The organism is Vibrio sp. ZF57, assembly GCF_001691235.1.
GTDB classification, from domain to species: domain Bacteria; phylum Pseudomonadota; class Gammaproteobacteria; order Enterobacterales; family Vibrionaceae; genus Vibrio; species Vibrio crassostreae_C.
On the sequence record NZ_MAKD01000060.1, the window covers coordinates 1 to 236 of the forward strand.

1 tRNA gene is annotated in these 236 nt (G+C 47.5%); it reads left to right on the forward strand.

The features are described 5' to 3' along the window. Positions 1–59: 59 nt before the first annotated feature. Positions 60–135 (forward strand) — tRNA-Phe (locus A6D97_RS06805). Positions 136–236 lie beyond the last annotated feature (101 nt).

Here is a 236-nt window from a genome sequence, read left to right on the forward strand (position 1 = left end):
CAACTGACTTGTAATCAGTAGGTCACCAGTTCGACTCCGGTAGTCGGCACCATTCTTTTGCCTCGATAGCTCAGTCGGTAGAGCAGCGGATTGAAAATCCGCGTGTCGGTGGTTCGATTCCGCCTCGAGGCACCATTATTTGGTGCTTAACAAATAATGGTCTTTATAGACCTGATGTTGAGACAAGTGATTCCCCTTTAGTTCAGTTGGTAGAACGGCGGACTGTTAATCCGTAT